Annotated in this window: 19 protein-coding genes, 3 tRNA genes and 1 pseudogene; 19 read left to right on the plus strand and 4 right to left on the minus strand. The window is 67.3% G+C overall.

Going from position 1 to position 21,462, the window contains the following annotated elements; translation table 11 throughout:
• Nucleotides 1-128 precede the first annotated feature (128 nt).
• The gene (locus ABIB14_RS17775; RefSeq protein WP_354237234.1) at nucleotides 129-1,400 is read left to right on the plus strand and encodes an MFS transporter; all 1,272 of its coding nucleotides are present in this window, start codon (nucleotides 129-131) and stop codon (nucleotides 1,398-1,400) included.
• A gap of 59 nt (nucleotides 1,401-1,459) precedes the next feature.
• Entirely contained in the window at nucleotides 1,460-2,332 is an 873-nt protein-coding gene (gene htpX, locus ABIB14_RS17780) for a zinc metalloprotease HtpX (RefSeq protein ID WP_354237235.1), read from the plus strand.
• A 29-nt stretch (nucleotides 2,333-2,361) separates the two neighbouring features.
• Here the strand turns inward: htpX and ABIB14_RS17785 are convergent, their stop codons facing one another.
• Entirely contained in the window at nucleotides 2,362-2,853 is a 492-nt protein-coding gene (locus ABIB14_RS17785) for a YajQ family cyclic di-GMP-binding protein (RefSeq protein ID WP_354237236.1), read from the minus strand.
• 202 nt (nucleotides 2,854-3,055) lie between these two features.
• Here ABIB14_RS17785 and ABIB14_RS17790 point away from each other — a divergent pair, with 202 nt between their 5' ends.
• From ABIB14_RS17790 to trxA, 4 genes are all read left to right on the plus strand, one after another.
• Entirely contained in the window at nucleotides 3,056-3,310 is a 255-nt protein-coding gene (locus ABIB14_RS17790) for a hypothetical protein (protein WP_354237237.1), read from the plus strand.
• A gap of 150 nt (nucleotides 3,311-3,460) precedes the next feature.
• Nucleotides 3,461-3,542, plus strand: a tRNA-Tyr gene (locus ABIB14_RS17795).
• A 219-nt stretch (nucleotides 3,543-3,761) separates the two neighbouring features.
• Nucleotides 3,762-4,307, plus strand: a complete 546-nt coding sequence (locus tag ABIB14_RS17800) for an acyl-CoA thioesterase (protein WP_354237238.1) — start codon at nucleotides 3,762-3,764, stop codon at nucleotides 4,305-4,307.
• A 78-nt stretch (nucleotides 4,308-4,385) separates the two neighbouring features.
• Complete coding sequence (gene trxA, locus ABIB14_RS17805) at nucleotides 4,386-4,793, plus strand: thioredoxin (protein WP_354237239.1); 408 nt, start codon at nucleotides 4,386-4,388, stop codon at nucleotides 4,791-4,793.
• Between the two features lie 55 nt (nucleotides 4,794-4,848).
• On the opposite strand, the gene ABIB14_RS17810 is transcribed toward trxA, so the two are convergent.
• Nucleotides 4,849-5,127, minus strand: coding sequence for a putative quinol monooxygenase (locus ABIB14_RS17810; protein WP_354237240.1), 279 nt, complete (start codon nucleotides 5,125-5,127; stop codon nucleotides 4,849-4,851).
• A 112-nt stretch (nucleotides 5,128-5,239) separates the two neighbouring features.
• Between ABIB14_RS17810 and ABIB14_RS17815 the strand changes: the two genes are divergently transcribed.
• The gene (locus ABIB14_RS17815) at nucleotides 5,240-6,916 is read left to right on the plus strand and encodes an AMP-binding protein (protein WP_354237242.1); all 1,677 of its coding nucleotides are present in this window, start codon (nucleotides 5,240-5,242) and stop codon (nucleotides 6,914-6,916) included.
• 134 nt (nucleotides 6,917-7,050) lie between these two features.
• Here the strand turns inward: ABIB14_RS17815 and ABIB14_RS17820 are convergent, their stop codons facing one another.
• Nucleotides 7,051-8,028: a DNA-3-methyladenine glycosylase family protein gene (locus ABIB14_RS17820; protein WP_354237243.1), complete on the minus strand. Its 978-nt coding sequence runs from the start codon at nucleotides 8,026-8,028 to the stop codon at nucleotides 7,051-7,053.
• Between the two features lie 176 nt (nucleotides 8,029-8,204).
• On the opposite strand from ABIB14_RS17820, the gene ABIB14_RS17825 reads away from it, so the two are divergent.
• Nucleotides 8,205-8,627: a VOC family protein gene (locus ABIB14_RS17825; protein WP_354237244.1), complete on the plus strand. Its 423-nt coding sequence runs from the start codon at nucleotides 8,205-8,207 to the stop codon at nucleotides 8,625-8,627.
• 1 nt (nucleotide 8,628) lies between these two features.
• Here ABIB14_RS17825 and ABIB14_RS17830 read toward each other — a convergent pair.
• A pseudogene (locus ABIB14_RS17830) lies at nucleotides 8,629-8,748 on the minus strand (arsenic transporter); the annotation flags it as partial.
• 55 nt (nucleotides 8,749-8,803) lie between these two features.
• Between ABIB14_RS17830 and ABIB14_RS17835 the strand changes: the two are divergent.
• From ABIB14_RS17835 to ABIB14_RS17885, 11 genes are all read left to right on the plus strand, one after another.
• Nucleotides 8,804-10,189 (plus strand): cystathionine beta-synthase, encoded by a 1,386-nt coding sequence (locus tag ABIB14_RS17835; protein WP_354237245.1) that lies wholly within the window; start codon nucleotides 8,804-8,806, stop codon nucleotides 10,187-10,189.
• A gap of 17 nt (nucleotides 10,190-10,206) precedes the next feature.
• On the plus strand, nucleotides 10,207-11,415 hold the full coding sequence (locus tag ABIB14_RS17840; RefSeq protein WP_354237246.1) for a cystathionine gamma-synthase: 1,209 nt from the start codon (nucleotides 10,207-10,209) through the stop codon (nucleotides 11,413-11,415).
• A gap of 6 nt (nucleotides 11,416-11,421) precedes the next feature.
• Entirely contained in the window at nucleotides 11,422-12,759 is a 1,338-nt protein-coding gene (locus ABIB14_RS17845; protein ID WP_354237247.1) for a glycosyltransferase 87 family protein, read from the plus strand.
• 61 nt (nucleotides 12,760-12,820) lie between these two features.
• Entirely contained in the window at nucleotides 12,821-13,348 is a 528-nt protein-coding gene (locus ABIB14_RS17850; protein ID WP_354237248.1) for a winged helix-turn-helix transcriptional regulator, read from the plus strand.
• Nucleotides 13,345-14,703, plus strand: coding sequence for an MFS transporter (locus ABIB14_RS17855; protein WP_354237249.1), 1,359 nt, complete (start codon nucleotides 13,345-13,347; stop codon nucleotides 14,701-14,703). Before ABIB14_RS17850 ends, ABIB14_RS17855 begins: the two co-directional genes overlap by 4 nt.
• A 548-nt stretch (nucleotides 14,704-15,251) precedes the next feature.
• Nucleotides 15,252-15,905 carry an MOSC domain-containing protein gene (locus ABIB14_RS17860; protein WP_354237250.1) on the plus strand — a complete coding sequence of 218 codons (654 nt, stop codon included), beginning with the start codon at nucleotides 15,252-15,254 and terminating at the stop codon, nucleotides 15,903-15,905.
• 390 nt (nucleotides 15,906-16,295) lie between these two features.
• Nucleotides 16,296-18,350 carry a DEAD/DEAH box helicase gene (locus ABIB14_RS17865; RefSeq protein WP_354237251.1) on the plus strand — a complete coding sequence of 685 codons (2,055 nt, stop codon included), beginning with the start codon at nucleotides 16,296-16,298 and terminating at the stop codon, nucleotides 18,348-18,350.
• A 243-nt stretch (nucleotides 18,351-18,593) separates the two neighbouring features.
• Nucleotides 18,594-18,665, plus strand: a tRNA-Thr gene (locus tag ABIB14_RS17870).
• Between the two features lie 61 nt (nucleotides 18,666-18,726).
• Nucleotides 18,727-18,800, plus strand: a tRNA-Met gene (locus ABIB14_RS17875).
• A 100-nt stretch (nucleotides 18,801-18,900) separates the two neighbouring features.
• Nucleotides 18,901-19,560: an NAD(P)H-binding protein gene (locus ABIB14_RS17880; protein ID WP_354237252.1), complete on the plus strand. Its 660-nt coding sequence runs from the start codon at nucleotides 18,901-18,903 to the stop codon at nucleotides 19,558-19,560.
• Between the two features lie 95 nt (nucleotides 19,561-19,655).
• Nucleotides 19,656-21,227: a Na+/H+ antiporter gene (locus tag ABIB14_RS17885; RefSeq protein WP_354237253.1), complete on the plus strand. Its 1,572-nt coding sequence runs from the start codon at nucleotides 19,656-19,658 to the stop codon at nucleotides 21,225-21,227.
• The last annotated feature ends 235 nt before the right edge of the window (nucleotides 21,228-21,462 follow it).

Below are 21,462 nucleotides of genomic sequence, written 5' to 3' on the forward strand. Positions count from 1 at the left end.
ATGGGTTCTAGACAAGCTCCATTTTCCTTGAAAAGACGGGCATTCTCGGTTTAAATCGCCGTCGGCGCCCCGATCAACATCGGTGGATCAAGGCTTAGTACCGCTTTTCGTCCCACTAGAGTTGCCGGGTGGGGAAATTCCTGGCGGACATCACGCCGTTACGCGAGAGCCCGGTGTTCCGCCGCCTGTGGCTGGGATCCGCCGCCTCGGCGCTGGGCAGCCAGCTCACCGTGGTGGCTGTGAGCCTTGAAGTCTACCGGCTCACCCAGGACAGCCTCTACGTGGGCCTGCTGAGCATCTTCGCCCTCGCCCCGCTGGTCGTGGGCGGCCTCCTCGGCGGATCCATCGCGGATGCCCACGACCGCCGCACCGTCGCGCTGCTTGCCTCGGCGGTGCTTTGGCTGACCACCGTCGGCCTGGCGCTGCAGGCCAGGCTGCAGCTGGGAAACGTGTGGCTGCTGTACGGCCTGATCGCCGTGCAGAGCGGCGCGCAGGCCATCAACCAGCCGGCCCGGAGCGCCATCATCCCGATGCTGGTGCGCAAGGAGCTCCTGCCCGCGGCCAACGCCCTGAGCATGATCACCTTCGGCCTGACCATGACGGCCGGGCCGCTGCTGGCCGGCGTACTGGTCGCCGCAATCGGCTTCGCCTGGACCTACACGATCGACGTGGCCAGCTTCGCGTTCGTCGTCTGGGCGCTGCTGAGGCTGCCGCCGATGCCGCCGGGGCAGGTGTCGCACCGGGCGGGACTGCGTTCCGTCGTGGAGGGCTTCCGCTTCCTCGGCACCCGGCCAAACCTGCGGATGACCTTCGTGATTGACCTCGTCGCGATGATCCTGGCCCAGCCGCGTGCGCTGCTGCCGGCCATCGCCGCGCTGATGATCGGCGGCGGCGACGCCACTGTCGGCGTACTGCTCGCCTCGACCGCCGTCGGAGCCTTCCTGGCCGGGCTGTTCTCCGGCCCGCTGGGGGCCGTCCGGGCGCAGGGCGCGGCGGTGGTGTGGTCGGTGATGGGCTGGGGCGCCTCAATCGCAGGGCTGGGCCTCGTCGTCGTGCTCGCCGGCCGCTCCGGTGCCCACGGCGTGACCCTGTGGCTGGTGCCGGCTGCCCTGTGCTGCGCGCTCGCCGGCATCGCCGACTCCGTCAGCGCCGTCTTCCGCACCACCATCCTGCAGTCCGCCACACCGGACCACCTGCGCGGCAGGCTGCAGGGTGTTTTTGTGGTCGTCGTGGCAGGCGGCCCCCGGGTTGGCGACATGTTGGCCGGCGGCGCGACCCGGCTGCTCAGTGAGGGCTGGGTTCTGCTCGCTGGCGGTGTGCTGTGCGCGGCGGTGGCGTGGCTCGTGGCCCGTTGGCAATCCGGTTTCCTCAAGTACGACGCGCGGAACCCGGTCCCTTAGCGGTTCGTTTCTCAGGTGGGTGATCCGTTACAACATCCACTGGCGGCTAGGGAGGATCAGTGCACAACCATCACAACGGTCTGAAGACTGCGGCCCTTTTCGGCGTGCTCTGGGCGGTGTTGCTCGGCCTGGGTGCGCTGATCGGAACCGGGATGCGCAGCTCGGCGCCCATCTGGATCATGGCGCTGATCGGCGTCGGCACCACCGCCTACGGTTACTGGAACAGCGACAAGATTGCGATCCGGTCCATGCAGGCCTTTCCGGTGACGGAGCCCGGGGCGCCCCAGCTGTACCAGATTGTCCGCGAACTGTCGGTCCGGGCCAACCAGCCGATGCCGCGGATCTACATTTCACCGACCATGGCGCCTAATGCTTTCGCCACCGGCCGGAATCCGCAGAACGCGGCGGTGTGCTGCACGCAGGGCATCCTGCAGCTGCTCGACGCACGGGAACTGCGCGGGGTACTGGGCCACGAGCTGATGCACGTGTACAACCGGGACATCCTGACCTCTTCGGTGGCTGCCGCCGTCGCCGGCGTCATCACTTCGGTGGGCCAGATGCTGCTGTTCTTCGGCGGCGGTGACCGCCGCAATGCGAACCCGCTGGCCCTGATCGCAACGGCCCTGCTGGCGCCGTTTGCCGCCTCGCTGATCCAGATGGCCATCTCCCGGACCCGGGAGTACGATGCCGACGAGGACGGCTCGGTCCTCACCGGCGATCCGCTGGCGCTCGCCTCCGCCCTGCGCAAGATCGAGCAGGGCGTGCAGCTCGCGCCCCTGCCGCAGGACCAGCGGCTGGTGAACGCCTCGCACCTGATGATCGCCAACCCGTTCCGCAGCGTCGGCGGCGTGGCGAGGATGTTCTCCACGCACCCGCCGATGAGCGAGCGGATCGGCCGGCTGGAGCGCATGGCGGGACGGCCGCTGGGGTAGCGGTGCCGTGACGCGTGCCGGACGCGTGCCTAGCTGCGGAAGTTCACAAACTGAAGGTCGGCCTCGTCGAAGTTCTTCAGCAGGTTCATGGTTTCCTGGAGATCATCGCGGGACTTGGACGTCACGCGCAGCTCGTCGCCCTGGATCTGGGACTTGACCGATTTCGGGCCCTCGTCGCGGATGAGCTTGTTGATCTTCTTCGCAAGATCCTGGGCAATGCCCTCCTTGATGGTCGCCTCAAGACGGTATTCCTTGCCGGAGGGGTAGGGCTCGCCCGTGTCGAGGGACTTCAACGAGATGCCGCGGCGGATGAGCTTGGATTGCAGCACGTCCAGAACGGCCAGCACCCGCTCCTCCGAATTGGCCTTCATCAGGATCTTCTCGCCGCTGAAGTCGACCTCCGCGCCGACGCCCTTGAAGTCGTAACGCTGAACCAGTTCCTTCTGGGCCTGATTCAGCGCGTTGGCGACTTCCTGCTTGTCGACCTTGCTGACGACGTCGAATGTGGATTCGCCTGCCATGACTGTCCTCCTGGTGATTGTCCTAACGCCCGTCTGCGGGGCGGTGGTTTCTGCGGTCCAGCCTAGTACGGATGCTCTGGTTGTGAAGGTGCCGCGGAGCGGGCCGGTCCGCACAGTCGGCTCAAAGCTGAACCTCGGTGGGAACGAAGCTTGGTCCGGCAGAGTTGTCTCCGTTGAAAGAACCGTTCGAGAGGCAACGCACATGAACCGCAGGGCCATCCAGTACGTCAACCGCTCCACCGCCGCCGCGGCGAGTTCTCTCACGACGGCGGCGACGTCGGTGGCCGCCGCAGCCCTGGCCGCCTCTATCATCCTCAGCCCCGCAGCCGAGGCCTCCGTCCGCCTGGACGGGGTGCAGGCGGATTTGGCCAGGGCGGTGCAGTTGCACCAGGTCACGCCGGAGCAGGCGGCGAAGTTCGAGGCCAAACTTGCCGGCCGGATCCTCGGTGACGCCTGAATTTCCGGGTCTCCGGGCGCCGGATCACGCCGATTCGATTCTTCGGCGGAAGTTCTGTAAAGTTGTCTTGCCCGCGGTTGCTGGAAGCGGAACGGACTGGAAACAGGCGTTCCGATCATGGAAGCCGCGAGTGATCTTCTTTTGAAGTTCGGCAGATTACCCGAGCGGCCAAAGGGGGCTGACTGTAAATCAGCTGGCAACGCCTACGGGGGTTCGAATCCCTCATCTGCCACCCTCGATAAGCCTCCGGAACCGCCAGGTTCCGGAGGCTTTTCTTTTGCCCGGCCTGTCCGGCGAAGGGCCTGCTCGGCCCAGGGACTGCTCCCTAACCGCCCTTTTGAGGCGTGAAAACGGCAGCTACGGAGCAATCGATGCGCGCTCGACGGCGGCCAGGATGGACCCTGGTCGGCCCGCCTTGGCACGGTTGTTACTCGCGGTTAACATAGTGCGCATGCATCTGCTGCTCCGCACCCTCATCCTGCTGATCAAGTCCGCCCGACGGCCGCCGGTGGGCATCTGGGATACGGCCTCGCTCCCGCTCAGGGTCCTGCCCACTGACATTGACATCGCGATGCATGTCAACAACGGCATGTATTTCTCGCTGATGGACCTTGGCAGGTTCGACTTGATGGCACGCAGCGGCACCTGGAAGGCCGTCCGCCGGCGCGGCTGGACGCCGGTGGTGGCGGGAGAGACCATCGCCTTCCGCCGCTCCCTGAAGTTGTGGCAGCGGTACACGATCGAGACCAAGGTCATCGGCCTGGATGAGAAAGCAATTTACTTTGAGCAGCGCATGGTGGTCGAGGGCGAAATCTACGCGCGAGCCCACATCGCCACCCGGCTGGTCAGCAAGGGCAAGCCGGTCAGCCAGGACGAGATCATCCGCGAATTCGGGGCCCCTCCCGCGGATCTTGAGCTGCCGGAATGGATCCACGACTGGCGCGAAACCAACGCGCTGCCGGGTGCCCGCCGCCCGGCCCCGCACGTCTGGGCCTGATATCCGGGCCTGGCCGGCAGGATGTGCCAAGAGCGAAACGCAGCGGACTATCGCGGGAGGCTCGCGTACGGTTGACGCATGGCAACCGTAGACATTACAGGTGAACAGTTCGCATCGACCGTTGAGGACAACAACATCGTCCTCGTGGATTTCTGGGCCGAATGGTGCGGCCCGTGCAAGCAGTTTGGCCCCACCTACTCGGCCGTCTCGGAGAAGCACCCGGACGTGGTGTTCTCCAAGGTGGACACCGAAGCGGAGCAGCAGCTTGCGGCCGAGGCCGGCATCACCTCGATCCCCACGCTGATGGCCTTCCGCGAAAAGGTGCTGGTGTTTTCCCAGCCCGGCGCCCTGAACGCCCAGCAGTTGGAGCAGGTGGTCGACGCCGTCAAGGCCCTCGACATGACGGAAGTCCACGCGCACGTGACGCGCTCGCAGGCCGAGGCTGCTGTCGCCCCGCAGGACGGCACCCAGATCCCGGACTTCTAAGCCCCGCTTAGGAACCCGGTGTTGATCTTTTGCTCCGTGGTGGGTGCCGGCCGCCTTAGAGCTTTTCGACGGTGACCGGCTCGACCAGCAGCGCGCTCAGGGACTCATTCAGGTCCTGGAGCGCCGTGCCCTTGGCATGCTTGTCCAGGTCCTCCTGCGAAGCCCACTGCTCGGTCAACACCAGCTTGTCCTCGCGCGCCTCGGTGAGTTCATAGCGGATGCAGCCCGGTTCGTTGACCACCTCGTCAATCGCGATTTCCAGGGCAAGCTTCACGCGGAAGAATTCGCCGTCGTTGGGGATGAAAGTGGCCTGCAGGTCAATGGGTGCGCTCATGGCATTTACCCTACCGGGCGGCCGCACTGACGTCGGAAGATGTCCTGGACATTTCCTAGGACTTCCACGCTTTGCCCTTCTCATGCCGGCGCGCTGTTGGTAGCGTCACACCATGCTTTCGTATACAGCCGGGGACACTGACGTCCCGCTGATCGAGGAAACCATCGGCGACCATTTCGAGCGAATCGCCGCCCGGTTTCCGTACCACGATGCGCTGATCGAGGCCGCCGCGGTCCCCGGTGGGGAAGCCCGGCGGTGGAGCTACACCAAGATGAACGACGACGTCGACCGGCTGGGCCGGGCGTTGCTGGCCCTCGGCGTCGCCAAGGGGGAACGGATTGGGATCTGGAGTCCTAACTGCGCCGAATGGACCATGCTGCAGTACGCCACGGCGAAGATCGGTGCGATCCTGGTCAACGTCAACCCGGCCTACCGCAGCCACGAACTCGAGTTCGTCGTCAAGCAGAACGGCATGCGGATGCTGGTGGCTGCGCCGTCGGACCGGAACAGCGACTACACCGGCATGGCCCGGCAGGCCCTGGCCGAATGCCCCGAACTGCGCGAACTCGTGTTCCTGCCGGACTCGGGCCTGCCCGGCCTCACTGCCGGGGACCCGGAAAGCGAGGCGGAGCGGACGTACGCTGAGCTGCTGAAGCGGGCCGACGACGTCGCGCATGCCGGTCTGAAGGCGCGGATGGCCGAACTGGAGCCGCACGACGCGATCAACCTGCAGTACACCTCCGGTACCACCGGCTTCCCGAAGGGCGCCGCCCTCACGCACCACAACCTGCTCAACAACGGCTACTCCATCGGGGAACTGCTCGACTACACCGAGCACGACAGGGTGGTGCTGCCGGTGCCGTTCTACCACTGCTTCGGCATGGTGATCGGCAACCTGGCGGCGTTCAGCCACGGCGCCGCCACCATTATCCCGGGCCGCGGGTTTTCACCGGCGGCCGCACTGGAGGCCGTACAGGATTTCGGCGGGACGTCGCTCTACGGCGTGCCGACCATGTTCATCGCCGAACTCGCACTGCCGGACTTCGCCTCCTACGACCTCTCGACGCTGCGCACCGGCGTGATGGCCGGATCGCTGTGCCCCATCGAGGTGATGAACCGGGTGATCGCGGAGATGAACATGCGCGACGTGGCCATCTGCTACGGCATGACGGAGACCTCGCCGGTCTCCACCATGACCCGCGGCGTGGACACCCTGGCGCAGCGAACGCAGACCGTGGGCCGGACCATGCCGCAACTGGAGAGCCGGGTCGTGGACCCGGCCACCGGGGCGGTGTTGCAGCGCGGCGAGATCGGCGAGCTGTGCACTCGCGGCTACTCGGTGATGCAGGGCTACTGGAACCAGCCGGACAAGACCGCGGAGGCGATCGACGCAGAGGGCTGGATGCACACCGGCGACCTGGCCCGGATGGACGAGGACGGCTACCTCGTGATCGAGGGCCGGATGAAGGACGTGGTGATCCGCGGCGGCGAAAACGTCTATCCGCGCGAAATTGAGGAGTTCCTCTACACGCACCCGGATATCCAGGACGTCCAGGTGATCGGGGTTCCGGACGCCACGTACGGCGAGGAACTGATGGCCTGCGTGATCCTCAAGCCCGGAGCGGCACCGCTGGATGCCGCGGGCCTGGAGGAATTCTGCCGCGGCAAGCTGGCGCGCTACAAGATCCCGCGCTACGTGGACGTCAGGGAAAGTTTCCCGATGACCGTTTCCGGCAAGATCCGCAAGGTGGACATGCGCCAGGAGGCAGTGGCCCGGCTGCGGCTCTGAAGCAAATGTGGGTCAGGCGGTCCGGGGGCACTTTGGGCGCCACGTTCGACGTCGTCCCCAAAGTTGACGGCGTGTCCGCGCCAAAGTGCCCCCGGAGTGCCGCCGAGCGTTGGTTTCGGCACCACGTGGAGGGGCTAGTGTCCGCGGTGGTCCTGGATCGTCATCCGCGGGCCGAAAACCGGTTTCCGGAAGCCGCTGAGCCCGATCATGCGCACCACACGCTGCCGGTGTCCGGCCCACGGCGCCAGCAACCGCAGCATGCCGGCGTCGTCCGTCCGCCGGCCGGTCAGGGCCGCACCGACGTAGGCGGCCAGATGGTAGTCGCCCGCCGCGATCGAATCCGGACAGCCGTGCGTGCGCTGAACCACCTCGGCCGCCGTCCAGACACCGATCCCGGGGATGGCCTGCAGCTTCGTGGCCGCCTCGGCCGCTGGCAGCACCGCCAGCCGTTCCAGGGCGGCGGCGGAGCGCAACGCCCGCATGACGGTGGCCGCGCGCTGCGGGCCCACTCCGGCCTTGTGCCATTCCCAGGAAGGGATGCGCAGCCACTGCTCGGGCGTGGGCTGGACCATGAGGTCCGCGGGGGCCGCGCCGCCCGCACCGGGCGCCGCGGTCCCGAAGCGGTACATCAGGTAGCGGTACGCGCGGCGCGCCTCAATCACCGTGACTTTCTGCTCCAGGACCGTGGGCACCAGTGCATCGATGATCCGGCCGGTGGCGGGCAGCCGGACAGCAGGGTTCCGGCGCCGGGCTTCGGCGACCATCCGGGGGAGCGTGGCCTGGAACGCCGGTTCGTCGAAGTCCGCCCAGTCGTCGTCGCGACCCAGCAGCCGGGGAACGGTCTCGACCGCGCAGGCTGCGCCGGGGCCCCAGACGCGCGCTTCGATGCAGGACGCGGCCGCCGGGCCGGTCGGGGCCAGCCGGAGTGTGACCGGGCCGGCCGTCGTTCTGAATGCCATCCAGAGCCCGTCCGGGGCAAGCCTGATCGAGGGATCGCCGTGGCCGCGGCGGAGCGTGCCGAGCGTCTGCAGCAGATCGTACGGGCCGCCCGGATGCCACTGCAGCGACGCGTCCGGCGCTGGAGCGCCGGCGGGGAGTTCTGCGATGGTCACCCGAACATGATCCCACGGCGGGCTGATGGCGGACCCGTCCGGGACCGCCCCGTGGCGGCGTTCCGCGGCCCCATCGTGCCCTTATCCTCGGCCTCCTGTCGGACTAGACTCCGGCTGTGGCGCGGATATTCCGTGCCCGCCCCGGGAGCGCATCCCTTGATGGTCAGGAGACTGTGATGGCTGGGGGAGTGGTGCATTTCGAAATCCCTGCGGAGGACGAGAACCGCGCGGAAAAGTTCTACAGTTCGGCGTTCGGCTGGGAAGTTAGTTCCCTGCCGGAGATGAGTTACGCCATGATCAAGACGACGGCGACTGATGCGTCGGGCATGCCCGCCGTTCCGGGCTCCATCAACGGCGGCATGTTCCGCCGCGAAGGAGACCTCAGGTCCCCGGTGATCACGGTGGACGTTGATGACATTGACGCGGCGTTGGAGAGGATCAATTCCCTGGGCGGGAGCACGGTGAGAGCACGGCAGGAAGTCGGCTCCATGGGCTGGGCCGCATACTTCCGGGACACCGAAGGCAATGTCGTCGGACTCTGGCAGAACGCACCGAGTGAGGGAGAGGCCGGCTCGGCTGCGGCCGACATCGGCGCCTGACGCCCCCGCGGATCTCGACGTTGAGCGCAAGCAGGCGTTCGTGCCAGAGCAGTGTTGCGAGCGACGCCCAGGGGGACACCAGCGGGCCGAAGTTCACGCCGATCAGCAGCGCCGCCAGCCGCACTGCCCGCGCGACGAGGCCCGCCCGCGGCCGCGGAGACGGTAACTTTGTACCTATGAAGTACGCCCAGTCCGTTCTGGACCTCATCGGCAATACGCCGCTCGTCAAACTCAACCACGTGACCGACGGCATCTCCGCCACGGTGCTGGTGAAGCTGGAATACCTGAACCCCGGCGGGTCCATCAAGGACCGTATCGCCGCCAAAATGATCGACGAGGCGGAGCGCAGCGGCAAGCTCCTGCCCGGCGGGACCATTGTGGAGCCCACGTCCGGCAACACCGGCGTCGGCCTGGCCCTGGTGGCGCAGCAGAAGGGCTACCGCTGCATCTTCGTGGTCCCGGACAAGGTCGGCGAGGACAAGCGTGCAGTGCTCCAGGCCTACGGCGCCCAGGTGGTGGTGACCCCCACCGCCGTCGCCCCGGACAGCCCGCAAAGCTACTACGGCGTGTCGGACCGCCTCGTCACCGAAATTCCCGGCGCCTACAAGCCGGACCAGTTCTCCAACCCGGCCGCCCCGGCCAGCCACTACGAGTCCACCGGCCCGGAGATCTGGAACGACACGGACGGCAAAGTCACGCACTGCGTGATCGGCGCCGGCACCGGCGGCACCATCACGGGCACCGGCCGCTACCTCAAGGAAGCCTCCGCGGACCGGCCCGAGGCCCACGGCGGCGTGGTCAAGGTGATCGCTGCCGACCCTGCCGGTTCGGTGTATTCCGGCGGCACCGGCCGGCCGTACTTCGTCGAAGGCGTCGGCGAGGACATGTGGCCGGCTAACTACGACAAAGCCGTTCCGGACGACGTCATCGCCGTCAGCGACGCCGACTCGTTCGCCATGACCCGACGGCTGGCCCGCGAGGAGGGCCTGCTGGTGGGTGGTTCCTCGGGCATGGCCGTCGTCGCGGCGCTGCAGGCCGCCAAGGACCTGCCCGCCGACGCGGTCGTCGTCGTGATCCTGCCGGACTCCGGACGCGGCTACCTGGCGAAGATCTTCAACGACCAGTGGATGCGCTCCTACGGCTTCCTGGCCAGCGGCGACGAAGCCTCGGTCGAGGAGGTGCTCAAGGCCAAGACCGGCGAACTTCCGGACCTGGTGCACATCCACCCCAACGAGAGTGTCCGCGACGTCATCAACATCATGAACGAGTACGGCGTCTCGCACATCCCGGTGCTGTCCGCGGAGCCGCCGGTGGTGATGGGCGAGGTCCTCGGGGCCGTTGACGAACGCACGCTGACCGCCAAGCTCTTCCGCGGCGAGGCCAATCTCACCGACAACATTTCCGACCACATGGAGGCCAGGCTCCCCGTGATCGGGTCGCTCGAATCGATCACGACGGCCCGCGAACTCCTCTCCGACGCCGACACCCTGATGGTGACGTTCGTCGGCGCCCCGGTGGGGATCCTGACCCGCCACGACCTCCTCGCCTACCTCAGCAACTGACCAGTTCAAGGAGTTCCATGTCCCAGCCAGAAAGCTCTTCCGCGACAAACGCCGGCTTCAACACCCGCGCCGTGCACGCCGGCCAGGCCTTCGAGCCGCGCACCGGCGCCGTGGTGCCCCCGGTCCACTTCAGCTCCACCTACGCACAGGACGGGATCGGCGGCCTCCGGGCAGGCTACGAATACGGCCGCGGCACCAATCCCACCCGCGACGCCCTGCAGGAACAGCTCGCCGCGCTGGAGGGCGGGACCGCAGCCTTCTCCTTCAGCTCCGGCCTCGCGGCCGAGGACTCGATGATCCGCGCCCTGACGCGGCCCGGGGACCACATCGTGCTCGGCAATGACGCCTACGGCGGCACCTACCGGCTGATCAGCCGCGTCCTGGGCGAGTGGGGGATCGGCAACACCCCGGTGGACATGTCCGATCTGGACGCCGTCGCGAAGGCCGTCGCGGCAGGCGGCTCAGCCGCCGGCGGTGGCAAGACCCGCCTGGTCTGGGTCGAGACGCCCTCGAACCCGATGATGAAGATCACCGACATTGCGGCGCTGGCCGAGGTGGCGCACTTCGCCGGCGCCCTCCTCGTGGTGGACAACACCTTCGCTTCGCCCTACCTGCAGAACCCGCTGGCGCTCGGCGCCGACGTCGTGGTGCATTCCACCACCAAGTACATCGGCGGGCACTCCGACGTCGTCGGCGGCGCGATCATTGTCAACGACGCAACGTTGGCCGAGAAGATCGGCTTCGTGCAGTTCGCCGTCGGCGCCGTGTCCGGGCCGATGGATGCATTCCTCACCACCCGCGGGTTGAAAACCCTCGGTGTGCGCATGGACCGGCACAGCGACAATGCCCAGGCCGTGGCCGAATGGCTGCTCGAGCGCCCGGAAGTGGAAGCCGTGCTGTACCCGGGCCTGCCCTCGCACCCGGGCCACGAGCTCGCGAAGAAGCAGATGAAGAAGTTCGGCGGGATGATCTCGGTGCAGTTCAAGGGCGGCGAGGCCGCGGCACGGACGGTGGCCGAGTCTACCTCCGTGTTCACCCTGGCGGAGTCCCTGGGCGGCATCGAATCCCTGATGAACTACCCCTCCGAGATGACGCACGCCTCGGTCAGGGGAACCGAACTGGCCGTCCCGGTGAACCTCATCCGGCTGTCCTGCGGTATCGAGGACGTCGAGGACCTGATCGCGGACCTCGAGCAGGCCTTCGCGCGCCTTGAGACGGGCAGCTAGCCTCCGGTGACCGTTGCTTCCAAGCCGGCCCGCACCGCCACCCGAGGCTGGATCGCGACGGCGGCAGGCGCGGCCGCCGTCGTCGCCGCGCTGGTGGTGCTGTACTCGGCGTACATCCCGCTGATGAACGACTTTGAGGTCTACTTCTACGGCGGGAACCGCGTCCTGCAGGCGGGGGAGGCCGGTGTGAACGAGCTGTACGCCCCCCGCGACGGGCTGCCGTTCACCTACCCGCCCTTCGCCGCGCTGATCTTTGCTGCCCTGGCAACGCTGGGCCAACGCGCCGGCAGCCTGACCTTCATTGCCACCGCGCTGGTCGGTGCCGCCGTCGTCTCCGCCTGGCTGACCCGGCACTACTTCGGGCTGGGCCGCTGGCGTGACGCCGCCGCGGATTGGCGGTTCCGTGCCGTGGCGCTCGCCGGCACCGCGGCCATCCTGCTGCTGGGGCCCTGGCGGGACACCTTCGACTTCGGCCAGATCAACGTCATCCTGATGGGCCTGATCCTGGCGGACTTCGCGTTGTACGGAAAATCGCCGGCTGGAAAAGCGTTGTACGGAAAATCGCCGGCTGGAAAAGCGTTGTACGGAAAATCGCCGGTGGGCGAATTCCGCTGGCCGGCGGGCCTGCTGATCGGGATCGCGGCCGGGATCAAGCTGACCCCGCTCGCGTTCGGGCTGTACTTCCTGGTCCGCCGCGACTTCAAGGCCCTCGGCTGGATGGCCGTCGGGTTCTTCGGGTCGATCGCGCTGGCCTGGGCCCTGCTGCCCACGGCCTCGGTGACGTTCTGGACCAAGATCCTGCCGGACACGGGACGGATCGGCGGCCCCGCGTACGTGGACAACCTCTCGGTCAAGGGACTGCTGTTGCACCTCGGCCTGCCGGACTCGTCCCTGACAACCCTGGTGTGGCTGGTGCTCTCCCTCGCCTTGACTGCTGTGGCCGCACTCGTGATCAAGTGGGCGGTGGATGCGGAGGAGAACTTCGTCGCAGTGTCTGCCACCGCACTGCTGATGCTGTTGATCAGTCCGGTGTCCTGGTCCCACCACTGGGTCTGGATGGCCGTGGCGCTGCCGTGCATGGGTTTCGCGATGCACCGGGTGCCCTCGCGCAAGGGCACGATGCGGCTGGCCGGCTGGATCATCGTGGCCGCCTCCGCGGTCGCCTTCTACTTGACGCCCAAGTACCTTTCGGTCCTGGCCGGGGCTCAGGAGTGGGGCAAGGACCCGCAGACGCAATGGCAGCTCATTGTCGCGAGCCTGGGCGTGGTCTGCGGGACGGCGATGCTGGTGTACTGGGCGCTGGCTTATCGGCCGTCCCGCGCCGCGATGCGGGTAGTGGAGTAGCAGGGTCCTGCGTCCCCGCCGCAACCTAGCTTTCTTGAAGATAGCCAGCTAATCTGCCGGTATGGCACTTCGATCCGACTGGTCCCGGCGCAGCTGCAGCATGGCCCGCGGCCTGGATATCCTCGGAGACCCGTGGGGCATCCTGGTCCTCCGCGAAGTCTTTTTCGGCAACGGGCGCTTCGACGCGATGAAGGCCCGGCTGGGGGCCTCCGACTCGGTCCTCACGCGGCGACTGGGCGCCCTCGTCCAGGCCGGCCTGCTCACCCGCCGGCCCTATGACGACGGCGTCCGGCGCCGGCAGGAGTACGTGCTCACCGGCAAGGGCGAGGATGCCCTGCCGGTACTCAACGCCGTCGTGATCTGGGCCGAAAAGCACCTGGCCGCGCCGTCCGAACAAGCGCACATGTTCGTGGTCCACCGCGGTTGCGGGGCGCGCACCTCCTCGGCGGACAGCTGTACGGCCTGCGGCGAACGGCTCACGGCCGAAAACACCAGCTGGCACAGCCTCACCCGGACCGCCAACCCGGTACCCCTCGCCACCGCCCCGGCGACACGGCAGTCGACACGGCAGAACGGAACCGCAGCATGAGTGAACTCCGGACCACGCCCCGCCGCTCCGCGGGCCGCCGGATCCATCCGGCCTGGATCGTGGCCGCCGTCGCGTTCCTGGCACTGGTCGGCGCCGCCGGTTTCCGGGCCGCCCCCGGCGTGCTGATGCTGCCCCTGCAGAACGAGTTCGGCTGGTCCACCACTGTCCTCTCGGCAGCCGTGAGCATCAACCTCGTGCTCTTCGGGCTCACGGCACCGTTCGCCGCGGCCCTGATGGAGCGCTTCGGGGTCCGCGCCGTGACCTCCGTGGCGCTGGTGCTGATCGGTGCCGGCAGCGCCCTGACCGTGCTGGTGAACCAGTCCTGGCAGATCCTGCTGACCTGGGGGCTGCTGATCGGGCTCGGTACCGGATCCATGGCGCTGGTCTTCGCCGCCACGATTGCCAACACCTGGTTTGCCAAGAGCCGCGGGCTGGTGGTTGGCATCCTCACCGCGGGCAGCGCCGCCGGGCAACTGGTCTTCCTGCCCTTCATCGCCGCCCTCGCCCAGAATCCGGGCTGGCGGCAGGCCTCTCTGCTGATTGCCGCCGGGGCATTTGCCGTGGTGCCGCTGGTGCTGAAGTTTTTGAAGAACTCGCCGGCCGACGTCGGAACACTCCCGTACGGCGCCGAGGCGCCGGCGGCGGGGCCCGGGCCCGGCGGTAGCGCTGCCGGCGGCGGTAGCGCAGAGCCGCTGCTTCCGGCCGGAGCAGCCGAGCCCCGCCGGAATGCCGCCGTCCGGGCCCTTCAGGTACTCAAGCGGGCCAGTAGGGTCCGAACCTTTTGGGCGCTCGTGGCAGGCTTCGCCATCTGTGGCGCCACCACGAACGGACTGATCGGCACCCACTTCATCCCCTCAGCGCACGACCACGGCATGCCCGAAACCACCGCTGCCGGCCTGCTCGCCGTCGTCGGGATCTTCGACATCGTTGGGACCATCGCGTCCGGCTGGCTCACGGACAGGTTCAACCCGCGGATCCTGCTCGCGGTCTATTACCAGTTCCGGGGCATCGGGCTGCTTGTCCTGCCGCTGCTGCTCAGCGACGAGGTGAAACCCAGCATGCTCGTCTTCGTGGTCATCTACGGCTTGGACTGGGTGGCCACCGTCCCGCCGACGGCCGCGATCTGCCGCCAAGTGTTTGGTGCTGACGGCAGCGTGGTCTTCGGCTGGGTCTTCGCCGCACACCAGCTCGGCGCCGCCGCAGCGGCGTTGGCCGCCGGCGCCGTCCGGGACGCCACCGGCCAGTACACCTACGCGTGGTTTGCCGCCGCGGCGATGTGCACGATTGCCGCCGTCATCAGCGCCACCATCCGCAAGGACACCCCGGCGCAGGCGGCTGTCCCGCTGCCGGCCTGACGGCTCGGCCGGATGGAGGGCAGGATTCGGGGGCGGCCGTTAGCGGTGTCCATGCGCCAGCGTCGCGCAGCAGCAAATTTGGGGGAAGCACTTATGTAAAGGCTCGGCGCCGAAAACCCGGACGCCCCACCCTCCGGGGACTGTACTGCCGAACCGCCGCAGCCGGATCCGGCCCAGGACCGACGTCTCGCCAATCGCCGGGCTCTCGCGGTCTTCCGGCCTTCGCCTGGACCCTGCATGAAACCCCGCAGAGCTACCGCGGACTGCGCTGGCTCATGGGCGGGGTGCCGGGCGTCTCCGTGCCGGGTATGGACCGCGCCGCCCGCGCTCCGGGGGCACTTTGGCACGGACACGCCGTTGAACTATGCCCCCGACGCCGAATAGTGCGCCCAAGGCGCCCCCGGACGAAGGCGTGCCCCTAAATCTCGAGCAGCATTGTCGCCAGCCTCTCCTGGTGAGCTGGCACCCGACCCGCATCCAGTCCGACTGCTCACGGCGGCAACCTGAGTTCCGGGAATCGCCACCCGTGCCCGGCCTACACTGGTGCTATGGACACCGCTTCCGTGCTTGCCGTCTGCCGCGTACACGAGTTGCTGACCGACTCGGGGAACGTTGGCGTGACGGCGATCGACAAACGTCCCGTGGAGGGTCCGGTGAAGGTCCACCGGCTGGGACTTCACGGCGATGTCCAAGCTGACCGCATCCACCACGGCGGCGAAGACCAGGCCCTCTACGCCTATTCCCAGGACGACGCCGACTACTGGGCGGCCGAGCTTGGCCGTGAACTGCCGCCGGGGATCTTCGGTGAGAACCTGCGCATCGCGGGCGTCAGCGCCACCGATGCCGTCATCGGCGAACGCTGGAAGATCGGGCTCGACGTCGAGGTCGAAGTGACCTCGCCCCGCACCCCCTGCGCCACGTTCCAGCGTCGGATGCGGGAGCCGCAGTGGGTCAAACGGTTCGCCGATGCCGGACGGGTGGGAGCCTATTTGCGGGTGGTGCGGGTCGGCAGCATCGCGGCGGGCGACCACATCCACCGGATCTACGTCCCGACCCACGGAGTGACCGTCGGCAAGTGGTTCAGCGACCCGGCGCTGGAGGATCTGGAAGCCTTGCGGGACGCCGATGCCGACGGTGAGATCCGCCTCCAGCCCGAGTACCGCGAAGAGTTCGAGAAGCTGCAGCGCCGCCTCGGCGTGTAGCGTAGCCGGAGCCTGTGTGCGCAAGCTCACCGCCGTCGTCGGCCTCTGCATTAGCACCTGCGCCGCCGCATGCCGTACACTAGAAATATCCCCCACTCCGGAAATCCCTTATTCCTGCCCAATTTTTGAGGCAGGACTGGCAAGTGTTGGGGCCCGCTAATGTGATGCGGGCATTTTCATAGGGAGAGCCGGCTAAAGAAAACGCTGTACAGACTGCTGGGATAGCAGCCAAGAGATGCAGCGGGAAGTCCTGCCACGGGATTGCGAAAGCGCCGGACTTCTATGTGACCGGCCGGTCAATGTATGCCCGGCACCTTTGTGTCACGCGTACTGCGGCTCCGCTCACCTCGGGTTGTGCCGCCTGGCCCCTATGGATGAGGAAATTCCCCTATGCCCGAAAATCAGGACAACTCCGTCGACACCGCGAACACGGAAGCCGACGTCGAGACTGCCGAAACGGTTGCTGCCGCAGCTGAAGATACCGCTGACACCACCGGCGAAAAAACCGCTGACACCACCGGCGAAGATACCGCTGACGCCGGCGACGACGACGGCGGCCTCCGCTTCGTTGACCTCGGCATCGACGCCCGCGTCCTTGCCGCCCTGCAGGACGTCGGCTACGAGAAGCCGTCTCCGATCCAGGCCGCGACCATCCCGCTGCTGCTCGAGGGCCGCGACGTCGTGGGCCTGGCCCAGACCGGCACTGGTAAGACTGCAGCATTCGCTGTCCCGGCGCTGTCCCGGCTGGCCGAACTCCACGACCTGAACGGCCCGTCCCGCAAGACCCAGGCCCTGGTCCTGGCTCCGACCCGCGAACTCGCGCTCCAGGTCGCCGAGGCCTTCACCTCCTACGCCAAGCACATCGATGACTTCACCGTCCTCCCGGTCTACGGCGGCTCAGCCTACGGCCCCCAGCTGGCCGGCCTGCGCCGCGGCGCCCAGGTTGTTGTCGGTACCCCCGGCCGCGTGATCGACCACATCGCCAAGGGTTCCCTGGACCTGTCCGAGCTCCAGTACCTCGTGCTGGACGAGGCTGACGAGATGCTCCGCATGGGCTTCGCCGAAGACGTGGAGCAGATCTTCCAGCAGACCCCCGAGGGCCGTCAGGTTGCGCTGTTTTCCGCCACCATGCCGAGCCAGATCCGCCGGCTCTCCAAGCAGTACCTGAACAACCCGGCCGAGATCCAGGTCAAGTCCAAAACCACCACCGGCGCCAACACCCGCCAGCGGTACCTGCAGGTCATGGGCCCGCACAAGCTGGACGCTCTGACGCGCATCCTCGAGGTCGAAGAGTTCGACGGCGTGATCGCCTTCGTCCGTACCAAGATGGCAACTGAGGACCTGGCCGACAAGCTGAAGTCCCGCGGATTCCAGGCCGCCGCCATCAACGGCGACATTCCGCAGCAGCAGCGCGAACGCACCGTTGAGGCGCTTAAGGAAGGCCGGATCGATATCCTCGTCGCCACCGACGTTGCGGCCCGCGGCCTGGACGTCGAACGCATCAGCCACGTGGTCAACTACGACATCCCGCACGACACTGAGTCCTACGTGCACCGCATCGGCCGCACCGGCCGTGCGGGCCGTTCCGGCGACGCAATCCTCTTCATGACGCCGCGGGAGAAGTACCTGCTGCGTTCCATCGAAAAAGCGACCCGGCAGCCGGTCGAACAGATGCACCTGCCCACCGCCGAGTCGGTCAACACCCTGCGCCTGGGCAAATTCGCGGAGAAGATCACGGAGACCCTCCAATCCGAGGATGTATCGGCGTTCCGCGACCTGATCGCCTCCTACGAGCAGGAGCACAACGTGCCGGCCGCCGAGATTGCCGCGGCACTGGCCGTCATGGCGCAGGGCGGCCAGCCGCTCCTGGTCAAGGAACTGCCCGCCGCTCCGGAATTCCAGAAGCGCGAGCGCTCCAAGGACGGCTTCGGCTCACGTGGGCCGACCCGCACACTGACCGAGGGTAACGCCACCTACCGGATCGCCGTCGGACGCCGCCAGCGCGTCATGCCGGGTTCCATCGTGGGCGCCATTGCCAACGAAGGCGGCATCTCCTCGGCCCAGATCGGCGGCATCGATATCCGTTCGGACCACACCCTCGTGGAGCTCCCGGCGGACCTGAGCGCCGATCAGCTGAAGGCCCTGTCCCGCACCCGGATCGGCGGGGAGCTGATCCACCTCGAACTGGACAACGGCCGTAAGCCTTCCGGTGACCGGGGCGCCTACCAGGGCAGCCGCGGTGGCGACCGGGGCGGTTACTCCGGCGGCAGCGGAAACTTCAAGGGCAACGGCGGCTTCAAGCGCGAATTCCGCAAGAGCGACGGCGAGCGTTCCTCCGCGGACCGCGGCGGCCGCTCCTTCAGCGACCGCAACGAGCGTGGCGTCGGTACCGACACCCGCAAGCCCCGCCAAGAAGGCGGCTTCAAGCCCCGCAACAAGTGGTAACCACTAGTTCCTAGGCAAAACCAGAACGGGCCGGCTCTTGGAGCCGGTCCGTTCTGCGTTGGGGACCGGCCCCTGCCCCGAGTAGGCTTCGTCACATCCTTGCCGCGGACCAGTCAACGGCACCCCCGCTGAGGCCGGTCGAAGCCCCGAAATCCTTGGAATGGCGCTGGTTCGGACAGGCCCGACAGGGTCAGCCGGTCGATTTGTTGGAAGCCCGATCTTCCGGTAAAGTATTTACTCGTTGCCCCCCTAGCTCAGTGGTAGAGCGCGTTCTTGGTAAGAACGAGGTCACCGGATCGATTCCGGTGGGGGGCTCTGGATGAGGGCCTGTGTCAAGGCGGTTTTGACCGGCTTGAGACAGGCTTTCCTCATTCGTGGCGGTGTAGCTCAGTTGGTTAGAGCGCACGACTCATAATCGTGAGGTCGGGAGATCGAGCCTCCCCACCGCTACAGCTAAGACCCCGCAGGTTCGTCCTGCGGGGTCTTTTAGTTGCAGTCCGCTAATAGCCGGATAGGTACGGGGGCAGAGCTCTTGGGACAGAATGGATCGATGACGCGAATCGCAATTATCGGCGGCCACGGCAAGGTGGCCTTGGAACTCTCGGGCATCCTCGCCAAGAGCGGGGCCAATATTACGTCCATCATCCGCAACCCGGACCACGGCGATGACGTGGCCGCCACCGGCGCCACACCGCTTGTCCTGGACGTGGAGAACTCGACGACGGCGGAAATCGCGGCGGCGTTGTCGGGGCACGACGCGGTGGTCTGGTCCGCGGGCGCCGGCGGTGGCGCTCCCGAGCGGACCTACGCCGTGGACCGGGACGCGGCCATCCGCTCCATGGACGCAGCCGCACTGGCCGGCGTGCGGCGGTATGTCATGGTGTCCTACCTCGGCGCCGGGCTGGATCATGGCGTCCCGCCGGACAACAGCTTCCACGCCTACGCAGAGGCCAAGGCCGCCGCGGACGCCCACCTGCGCGACAGCGGGCTGGAATGGACAATCCTCGGACCCGGTGCGCTGACGGATGGGCCCGGCAACGGGCTCATCGACGTCAACCCCGCGGACACCTCCAACGGCACCGGCACTTCGCGCGCCAACGTAGCTCTCGTAGCCGCCGCGGTGCTGGGCCGGCCGCGGACAGCTGGCCGGACCGTCGAGTTCCGGGACGGTACGCTTCCGCTGGCTGCCGCGCTGGAACCGATCAGCTAGGGCCCCGGCAGGGCAGTGGGCCGGCCGGCCGGCCCGGCGGGGACCGGATCCCGACGACCGGGTACCGGCTGCGATAATCACGGGAAAGTGAGCATATGGACCAGTTGGCCCTCATAGTCGGACTTCTTCTCGCCACGGTGGTGGCGGTGGGCCTCGGCGACCGGCTTCGTCTGCCGTACCCGGTTTTGATGCTGATCCTGGCCGCCTCGCTGACGTTTATCCCGGGTTTCCCCGAGATGGACATCTCGCCCGAGTTGATCCTTCCCATCTTCCTGCCGCCGCTACTCTTCGCAACCGCGCAGCGCAGCTCCTGGGCGGTGTTCCGGGTCCGCTGGCGCACGCTCCTGATGCTCGCCGTCGCGCTCGTGGTGGCGTCCACCGCGGTCGTGGCCGGGGCAGCGTGGCTGATGATTCCCGGCATTGGAATCCCGGCCGCGATTGCCCTCGGCGCCATGGTCGCGCCGCCGGACCCCGTGGCGGTGGACTCCATTGCGGGGCGGGTGCACATGCCCCGGCGGCTCATCACGGTCCTGCAGAGCGAGGGCCTGTTCAACGACGCCGCCGCCATCGTCATTTTCCAGGCCGCCGTGGCGGCTTCCACCTCCGGCACCAGAATTGGGCCCGAAGTCGTCATCCAGTTCGTCGTTGGTGCGGCCGTGGCCGTGGGGCTCGGGATCGTCATGGGCTGGCTCACGGGCCTGATCACGCGGCTGGTGCAATCGATGGTGGCCCGCAGCGCCGTCACCCTCGTTGTCCCGTTTGCCGCTTATATCCTCGCCGAGGAGCTGCACGCCTCCGGGGTCATCGCCGTCGTCGTGACGGCCCTGGAGATGAAGCGCCACTCGCGGCCTCAGGACGCCGCAGAAAGAGTCACCCGGACCGCCTTCTGGGACGTGGTGGAGTTACTCGTGACCGGGCTGGCCTTCGGGCTGGTGGGCCTTGAGATCCGACAGGTCATCCGGGACGAAGGAGCCGCCGTTCTTGGCATGGCGGGGACGGCCGGAGTGGTCTGCCTGCTGGTGTTCGTCGTGCGTTTCGGCTGGCTGGCAATGATGTCCGGCATGGCCCGGAGCCAGAAGAACACGTTGCGCCCCACGTCCACCAAGGAAGTGCTGGTCCTGACCTGGTGCGGGATGCGAGGCCTGGCCACGCTGGCACTGGCACTCGCGCTGCCCGTCACCTTGGCCGACGGCGCCCCGTTCCCGGCCCGCAGCGAAATGCTGGTCATTGCCTGCGCCGGTCTGCTCACCACGCTCGTGCTGCCTGGACTCACGCTGCCGTGGTTGATGCGGGTCCTGCACGCGTCCGGGGACGGCTCCGAGGAACGCGACGCTGCCCGGATATTGGCTTCCAGGGCCCAGGAAGCCGCCATTGCGGCGCTGAAAGACACCGAATTCATTAAGGCGCTGCCGCCGGAAAAGGTTGCCCTGGTCAAGGAGAAGATGACCCGGCTGCGCTCAGACCTGCTCGGCAGGAACCTGCCGGACGAGAGCGTGGATGAGAAACGTAAGCGCGGACGTGAACTGGCGATCGCCGTGCAGACCATCGCCCTCGACGCGGCGCGGCAGGAGATCGTGGACGCCCGAAACGAACCCGACACGGACCCCGAAGTGGCAGACCGGGTGCTGCGCCAACTGGACCTGCGCACCATGATCATGCCGGAGTGACGACGGCGGCGGCACGGGCGCCTTCTCGGCATTGAATCGCAAATATGGCAGAAGGCCGGCACCTTGAGGCGCCGGCCTTCTGCCGGTTCATGAGGTCACTCCCTATTCAGAGCTTGACGAATCCGGGGTCTTAACGGGAAACGGTTTGGCATCCGAGGAGGGTGTTGCCGTTGGAGAGTGGGGTGACGGGGATGCCGTAGGCGCAGACTTTGTAGGTGCCGGGCTGGGTGATGGG

This window comes from Arthrobacter sp. UYEF3 (assembly GCF_040546245.1).
In the GTDB taxonomy this organism is placed as follows: domain Bacteria; phylum Actinomycetota; class Actinomycetes; order Actinomycetales; family Micrococcaceae; genus Arthrobacter.